The organism is Streptomyces sp. UNOB3_S3, assembly GCF_020740895.1.
Classification (GTDB): domain Bacteria; phylum Actinomycetota; class Actinomycetes; order Streptomycetales; family Streptomycetaceae; genus Streptomyces.
Genome location: NZ_JAILXP010000349.1, coordinates 1 through 7,516 on the forward strand (window position 1 = coordinate 1; position 7,516 = coordinate 7,516).

Here is a 7,516-nt window from a genome sequence, read left to right on the forward strand (position 1 = left end):
GCGCAGCACTGCGGTGACACGGGCCGTCAAGTGGGCTCCCGAGAAGGGCTTGACGAGATAGTCGTCGGCGCCGTCGGTGAGCAGGCGGACGATCTCGGCCTCGTCGTCCCGCGCGGTGGCCACGATGACCGGTACGTCGGTGATGCCGCGCAGCATCTTCAGCGCCTGCGCCCCGTCGAGGTCCGGCAGCCCGAGGTCGAGGACGACCGCGTCGAAGCCGACCTGCGCCACCTCCCGCAGCGCTTCGAGAGCCGTGCCCACGCTGCGCACGGTGTGTGCGGCCTCGGTCAGCTGGCGGATGAGCGCGGAGCGCACGAACGGATCGTCCTCGACGACGAGCAGTCTTGCCATGGGCCGCACCGTACGCCATACGGGTGAGGCACCATGAGCCGGATGAGGCGAGGCATCCTGCATTTCCTGGCGTGGGCGCTGGCGACGGCCGTGGCCATGGCGCTCTCCTGGTACGGGGTCCGGACCGTGCTGACGGACACGGCCCACGAGCCGCCCCTCGCCCTCCCGGCACCGGATACCGCGCCGTCAGCGCCGGCACCGCTGGACCCATCAGTCCCGGCCACCCCGGCCGTTCGTCCCTCGCCTTCCCCGCCGTCCACGCCGGCGCCTCCGCCCGTCGCGGCCTCCACCGGCGGCGCGGTGCGGAGCTATCCGGTGCGGGGCGGCCGGGCGGTCTTCGCCCTCGGCGGGTCCTCGGCGACGCTCGTCTCGGCCGCCCCGGAGGAGGGCTGGCGGATGCGGGTGTGGAAGCAGGACGGCTGGATCCGCGTCGACTTCACGGCCGGCCCGCGCACCAGCTCGCTCTTCGTCACCTGGAACGGCCACCCGCCACTGGTCCACGCGGTGGAGGACCAGTAGGGCGGCCGGGGCGACCGGACGGGCCTCAGCGCTTGGGGATCTCGTCCCACAGCTGCTGGGCGGTCTTCCCGGTGCGGTCGCGCCACCACTGGTTGTCGCCGTCCTGCACATACGAGCCGTCGTGCCCGGCGACGTTCAGCTTGCGCACGATGTCGCCGTCGTAGCGCGTGGCGACGTGGTTGAGGAAGTACGCCGTCGTCCGGTAGGCGTCGGTGTACTTGTCGGACGTCCCCACGGAGGGCAGCCCGCCGTTCTCGAAGTGGTAGTTGCGGACCCAGTCGGCCACGCCCTCCACGAAGTGCCCCGGCAGAACGCGGTTCTGCTGGATGATGTGGACCTGCTCGTGGATCAGGAAGCCGGTGTCGCCCGGGTTGCGGCGGACGTAGTCGGGGTTGACGCTGACCATGTCGCCGGAGGCGTAGGCGACCCCGGTGTTGGACCGGTCGAGCACGATCCGGTACCCGGCGGGGGCCGCGAACGCGTCGCCTATGATCAGCGCGACCGTCTTGGGGAACCAGGCCTCCAGCACCGGCTTCCGCTCCTCCAGCCAGCCGGCCAGGTCGGGGGCCTGCCCGGCGTCCAGGGTGATCCGCACGCCCGTGCCCGGACCGGGCTGCGGCCGGGAGGAGCCGACGGGCAGCAGTTCCCAGCGCTGCCCGGGGTCTCCCCAGTTCGGGCCGCGCAGCCCCAGCGCGACGCCCTCGCCGACGGCCGTCAGATAGCGGTCGCCCTCGTTGCCGCGCATGGTCTTGATCCGGTACCAGCCGCTGCCGGCGTCCTCGAACAGCCAGCGCTGGTTGGCATCGCCGTGCTCGGGGAACAGGTGGGTGACCCCGGCGCTGAAGTTGTAGTCGAGCACCATGCCCTTGCCGGGGGCGTGGGTGCCGTGGGTCAGCTCGGTCTCCAGCAGCCACGAACCGTTGTCCTTGGCCCAGAAGACCCACTGCTGGGCCTTGGAGTTGTTGGGCTTCCAGCCCTGGATCCGGTTGCCGGTGGTGGTCTGGCTGGAGTTGACGTCGACGGTCAGGCCGTTGGCGGACCGGAGCGTGAACACCTGGCCGTTCTGCGGGGTGACGGGCATGTCACGTTGCCTTTCGGTGGTGGGGTGAGGGGAGTTCTGCGGAAGGTCAGTCGGTGACGCGGAAGCCGTGCTCCGCGCCCAGCTTCTCGAGGCTGGTCCGGCCCGGGACGCCGTCGGCGTCGTCGCCCTCGTAGCCGCAGCGGCCCTGCCACTCGGCGTAGGCGTCCCGGGTGCTGGTGCCGAAGGAGCCGTCCAGCCACTCGGCGGACAGCAGGCCCTCGGCGTGGAGGGCCCGCTCGACGACGAGGACGTCGTCGCGGTGGGTGGTCGCGCCCTGCGGGGCGTCGGGGTCGCTCCCGGCGGCGGCGATCACGTTCGCGAGACTGACGTCGGAGACATCGTCGTTGGACACACCACCGTCGGCTGCCGTGTCGGACGGCTCCTCGTCGCGTGCGGCCGGGGCGTCGCCCGGACCGGCGGCGAGGAGCGCGGCCTGCGAGATGGCGCCCGGGTCCCAGTGGTCGTTGCCGGGGACGTTGGCGTGCCCGTAGTGGCCGCCCTCGGAGTGCCAGGTGTCACTGTCGCGGTCGGTGGACTCCGAGCCGTCGGAGGCGAGGTCGCCCGCCGGCCAGGCGTCCGGGACGCCCCAGGAGCGGGCGGCCTCCAGCAGCGCGGCGAAGTTCGGGCCCGGCTTCCAGTAGTCGGTGAAGGGCTCGCTCGCGCGGGCCAGCACCTCGACCTGGACGCAGACGCGGCCCGTGCGGTTGGTGCGGTCGTCGCCGTCGTTGCGCAGGGCGCGGGCGCTCTCGTCCAGCGGGCCGAACTGCCCGAGGCGGTCGGTCGTGGGGTCGTAGAGCAGGTGCGGCTCGGCGCCGATCTCCATCAGGTAGTCGGCGGTGGAGTCGAACTCCGCGTCGCCCGCGCCGCTTTCGGTGGTGTGCCAGACGACGCGGGGCGGCTCGTCGGGGGTGTCCATCCCGCCGCCGATGTCGCCGTCGCCCAGGCGCTCGGCACCGGGGATCCAGGTGATGCCCATGGGGGGTGTCCTCTCGGGTGTCGCTCAGGTGCTGCTCGGGTGCCGCTCGGTGTCGTCAGCTCGCGAAGGTCTGCGTCCAGCGGCCGCCGCTACCGGGGGCGAAGGCCGCCCCGAAGCGCCGGAAGTTACGCCCGAGGATGTTGTTGCGGTGCCCCTCACTGCGCATCCACATGTCCATGGTTCCGCGCACGTCGGAGCCGGTCGCGGCGTTCTCGCCCGAGAAGACGTTCTCGATGCCCACGTCCTTGAAGCGCCGCCCCATGTCGCTGCCGTCCGAGCCGTTGTGGCCCAGGAAGTTGTTGCGCGCCATGTCGTCGGACTGGCGCTGGGCCGCCGCGCACAGCGCGCGGTCGAGGACCAGGCCCGGCAGACCGGCCTTCGCCCGCTCCTGGTTGACCAGGCTCAGCATCAGCTCGACATCGGAGCCGCCGGTGCCGGGCCGCGGCTGCGGCTGGGGCTGCGGCTGCGGCTGCTGACCGGCCTGGCCGCCCTGGCCGGAGGACGGGGCGCCCTCCAGCCGCCACCGCTGGGCGTCGCTGCCGGGGTCGGACTTCCACACGCCCAGGAAGCGGCCGGCGCCGTCGGCGGTCAGGTAGGCGTCGCCGCCCTCCGTGCGCAGGCTCTTGAGGCGTACGTAGCCGTCGCCCGCGTCCTCCAGCCGCCACAGCTGGTTGGCCTGCCCGTGCTCATTGAAGAGGTGGGCGCGCCAGTTGGAGAAGTCGTAGTCGAGGACCATCGCCTGGCCGGGGCCGTGGGTGCCCTGCGTCAGGCCCGTCTCCAGCAGCCACGAGCCGTTGTCCTTGGCCCAGAAGACCCAGCTCTGGGCCCGGGAGCCATTGGCCGGCCACCCCTGGATCCTCGTGCCCGGTGCCGTGCTGCTGTGGTCGACGTCGACGACCACACCGGTGGCCGAGCGGAGCACATATGCCTGACCGTTCTGCGGAGCCATTTTCTCTTTTCCACCCGTTCTTCGGTGCTGTGAATTCTTTTCGGCGAACACCATGCTGCGGGAAGCGGATCAACGGCCGGTCGACGGGAAATGGAAGAACGGTCGACGCCATGTTCACGGGTTGTCGATGAGGCGTCTATTCCGCCTTTGCGCACCGCATTCCCGGTTTTTGTGTGGCATGGTGATCGCCAGACATCGCCCCACGTCAGTCCATGCAGGCGACGTGTAGGCGATGATTCACCGAATCCAGGAGGGATAAACCATGGCCGGCGCCAGGGAATTCATCAGCATCGCCCGGGACGAGATCGGATACCAGGAGGGCTTTTCCGACGGACACTGGGACAACGACAACAAGTTCGGCCGCTGGTACGGCATGAACGAAGAGGCGTGGTGCGGCATGTTCGTGAGCTGGGTCGCGGACCGCAGCGGGAACGGCGACATAGTGCCGCGCTACGCGTGGTGCCCGGCGGGCGTGGAGTGGTTCCAGGAGCGCGGCCGCTGGAGCGAGTACCCGGCCGTCGGCAGTGTGGTGTTCTTCGGCCCCGGCGGCGGCAACCACACCGGCATCTGCATCGGCTACACCGACGACGAGATCACCACCATCGAGGGCAACACCAACGACTCCGGCTCGGCCGAGGGCGACGGCGTCTACCTCAAGACCCGGCCGCGCAAGTCCTCCTACGTCTACGGATACGGGATCCCGGACTTCCCCGAGGGGGCGGTCGTGGCCGACCCCGACTGGAAGGGGCGCCCCGGCGTCGTCCACTTCGGCGAGCAGGCCGACGAGTCCGACATCCCGGCCGACGGCGGCACCCCCGCGCCCCGGGAGGAGGACCGGCCCGCCTCCCGAGAAGAAGAGACCGCGGACGAGCCCGCCGCCGACCCGCGCCAGGTCGTGATCGACGGCTTGGCCTACGGCCCGGGAAGCAGCGGCGAGCACATCACCCGCCTGGGAGAGATGCTGGTGCGCGCCGGCTGCGGCGCCTACCGGGTGGGTCCGGGACCGGAGTGGACGGACGCCGACGCCGAGTCGATGCGCCGCTACCAGCAGAAGATCGGTGACACGGGATCCGACGCGGACGGCGTCCCGGGCCCCCGGCAACTGGCCCGGCTGATCGAGGAGTACGGCCGCCCCGGCGACGCGCTCTCGTAGCCGCCCCCGCCGTCACCCAGCCGCCGGTGCGCAATTCCGGTCAAGGATCAATCACCGGCGGCGAGTTGACACAAGCGTCAACAGTCCCCGTTCTCAACCATACGCAGGACAATCAAGCTTCTCCCACGTCCCAGGGCCACCGGAGCCGAAGCGAGTCAATGCGCCAACCACCTACTGGTCGTTGACGCGTGCCACACGCACATGCGTACGCTTCTCAATAGTTCCGTTCCGCTTCAGCGGACGGCATGCGCGCGACACCGTAGGCGTTCGGCCCACTCCCCCACCCACTCGTGGCCCGGTGAACACGGAGGTCCGGCAGTTTGAAGACACACACGCACTCATGGCCCGCGTGGCCGAAGTACACCCCGCAGACCGAGGAGCGGCTGCTCGCGGCGCTGCGGTCGGGCCGCTGGACGGTCAGCGGCGCCTCCACGGGCGAGCCGTCCTTCGAGGAGTCCTTCGCCCGGGCCTTCGCCGGCTATCTCGGCGCCGCGCACGCGGTCCCCACCTGCAACGGCTCGGCCGCGCTCACCGTCGCCCTGGAGGCGCTGGACGTCGGGCCCGGCGACGAGGTGCTCGTCCCCGGCCTCACCTGGGTCGCCTGCGCCTCCACCGTCCTGCGCGTCGGCGCGACCCCCGTGCTCGTCGACGTCGACCCGGACACCCTGTGCATGTCCGTGGCGGCGGCCGAGGCCGCGCTCACCCCCAGGACCAAGGCCGTCATGGCGGTGCACCTGTACGGGTCCGCCGTGGACCTGGACGCCATGGGCGAGCTGACCCGCCGGCACGGCCTGGCGCTGCTGGAGGACTGCTCGCACGTGCACGGCGCGACCTGGGACGGGCGCCGGCTGGGGACCTTCGGCGACGTCGCGGCGTTCAGCCTCCAGCAGACCAAGCTCCTCACCTCGGGTGAGGGGGGCGTCGCGGTGACCTCCGACCCGGAGATCCACTCCCGGCTCTACCGCAAGCGGGCCGACGGCCGCCGGCGCCGGAGGGACACCCCGCCCGGCGAACTGGAGCTGGAGGAGCTGCCCGGCGTGCAGGGGTACAACTACTGCATGAGCGAGTTCAACGCGGCCGTCGCGCTGGACGGGCTCGGCCGGCTCGACGAGGAGAACGACCGGCGCAGGGCCTCCATGCGGCGCCTGGAGGAGCTGCTCGAGGACGTCGAGGGCGTGTACCCCCTCGTCCGGCCCGCGGCGCTGACCGCCGAGGCCGCCTACCAGTTCTGTGTCCGCCTGCGCCCGGAGGTGTTCGGGCACGGCGCCAAGCACAAGGTCGCCGCCCTGCTCGCCCAGCAGCTCGGGGCGCACGTCGAGCCCGCCGACTCGGCCCTGAGCCGCAACGACCTCTATCAGCCGCTCAGTTCGGGCTGGGCCGGGTCCGGGGCCGGCCCGGGGCGGGCCCGGGAGCTGGACCCGGCGCGGTTCGAGCTGCCCGTCGCCGAGGCCGCGGGGGAGAACGCCGTCGTCCTCCCCCACTGGATGTTCCTCGCCCCGCCGGAGCGCATGGAGCTCGTGGCCGCGGCGCTGCGGACGGCACGGACCCGGCTGGGCGTCGTCTGACGCCGCGCGCGGTCCGCGTTCCCGGCAGCTCCGCCCCACGACGAAAGGGCATGCCATGACCCCCCGTTCCACGCCGGGCGCCGCCGCCGTGCGCACGGTGACGACGACGGACGGCGGAACCCTCACCCAGGGCGACGCCGTCGGCTTCCTGCGCACCCTGCCCGACGCCACCGCCCGCCTGGTGGTCACCTCCCCCTGGTTCACCGGCCCCTTCCCGGCCTCCTCCACCGATCCCACCAGCCCCGGCTTCGTCAAGTGGCTCGACCCGTTCCTCACCGAGATCGGCCGGGTGCTCCGGCCGGACGGCAGCCTGGTGATGGAGCTGGGCTGCTGCTGGGCGAAGGACGCCCCGGTGCGCACCGTGCAGAACTTCTCCGCGATCGGCGACCTGCTCGCCGGCGGCGAATGGCACCTCCTCCAGGAGTTCTACTGGTACAACCCCGGCTTCCTGGAGGCCGACGTGGAGTGGGCCGACCGGCGCCGGGAGCGTCTCGACGACTGTGTGAGCATGTGGTTCTGGCTGGCCAGGACACCCGACGTACCGGTGGACGTCCGGGGGGTGCGCGGCTTCCAGAACCACCTCACCCGGGCGTACGGCAACTTCCTCGTCCTGGGCGACTCCCGGGCCGACGATCCCGGCCAGGACGACGTGCCCGGCGACGCGTCCGGCGAGCGGGCCCTGGCCCTCGCCGAGCGCTTCCCGGTGGCGCTGCCCGAGTACTTCATCCGGCTGCTCACCCGGGAAGGCGAACTCGTCGTCGACCCCTTCGCCGGAACCGGTGCCACGGCCCTGGCAGCCGAGACCACCGGCCGCGCCTGGGCGTGCAACGACTTCTCCGACGAGGCGACCGGGATCGCCGAACGGCGCATCGACGCATTACGAAGGTGATGGTGATGGACTCCCAGTTCCCTCCCCCGGCCC

Annotated in this window: 8 protein-coding genes; 4 read left to right on the plus strand and 4 right to left on the minus strand. The window is 71.8% G+C overall.

The features are described 5' to 3' along the window. The coding region (locus K6I33_RS28345) for a response regulator (RefSeq protein ID WP_229357387.1) at nt 1–351 on the minus strand (351 nt) is incomplete at its 3' end. 42 nt (nt 352–393) lie between these two features. Here K6I33_RS28345 and K6I33_RS28350 point away from each other — a divergent pair. Next, nucleotides 394–870, plus strand: a complete 477-nt coding sequence (locus K6I33_RS28350) for a hypothetical protein (protein ID WP_229357388.1) — start codon at nt 394–396, stop codon at nt 868–870. Nucleotides 871–895: 25 nt separating this feature from the next. On the opposite strand, the gene K6I33_RS28355 is transcribed toward K6I33_RS28350, so the two are convergent. The 3 genes from K6I33_RS28355 to K6I33_RS28365 are packed head-to-tail and all read right to left on the minus strand — an operon-like array spanning nt 896 to nt 3,876. Beyond that, nucleotides 896–1,951 (minus strand): basic secretory protein-like protein, encoded by a 1,056-nt coding sequence (locus K6I33_RS28355; protein ID WP_229357389.1) that lies wholly within the window; start codon nt 1,949–1,951, stop codon nt 896–898. Nucleotides 1,952–1,997: 46 nt separating this feature from the next. After that, a complete protein-coding gene (locus tag K6I33_RS28360) occupies nt 1,998–2,927 on the minus strand; it encodes a peptidoglycan-binding domain-containing protein (protein WP_229357390.1) in 930 nt (309 codons plus the stop codon). 55 nt (nt 2,928–2,982) lie between these two features. Further along, a complete protein-coding gene (locus K6I33_RS28365; RefSeq protein ID WP_229357391.1) occupies nt 2,983–3,876 on the minus strand; it encodes a CAP domain-containing protein in 894 nt (297 codons plus the stop codon). Nucleotides 3,877–4,138: 262 nt separating this feature from the next. On the opposite strand from K6I33_RS28365, the gene K6I33_RS28370 reads away from it, so the two are divergent. The 3 genes from K6I33_RS28370 (at nt 4,139) to K6I33_RS28380 (ending at nt 7,483) form a co-directional block, all read left to right on the plus strand. Further along, the gene (locus K6I33_RS28370; protein WP_229357392.1) at nt 4,139–5,029 is read left to right on the plus strand and encodes a peptidoglycan-binding protein; all 891 of its coding nucleotides are present in this window, start codon (nt 4,139–4,141) and stop codon (nt 5,027–5,029) included. Between the two features lie 320 nt (nt 5,030–5,349). Continuing rightward, nucleotides 5,350–6,594, plus strand: coding sequence for a DegT/DnrJ/EryC1/StrS aminotransferase family protein (locus K6I33_RS28375; RefSeq protein WP_229357393.1), 1,245 nt, complete (start codon nt 5,350–5,352; stop codon nt 6,592–6,594). A gap of 55 nt (nt 6,595–6,649) precedes the next feature. After that, a complete protein-coding gene (locus tag K6I33_RS28380) occupies nt 6,650–7,483 on the plus strand; it encodes a DNA methyltransferase (protein ID WP_275126794.1) in 834 nt (277 codons plus the stop codon). The last annotated feature ends 33 nt before the right edge of the window (nt 7,484–7,516 follow it).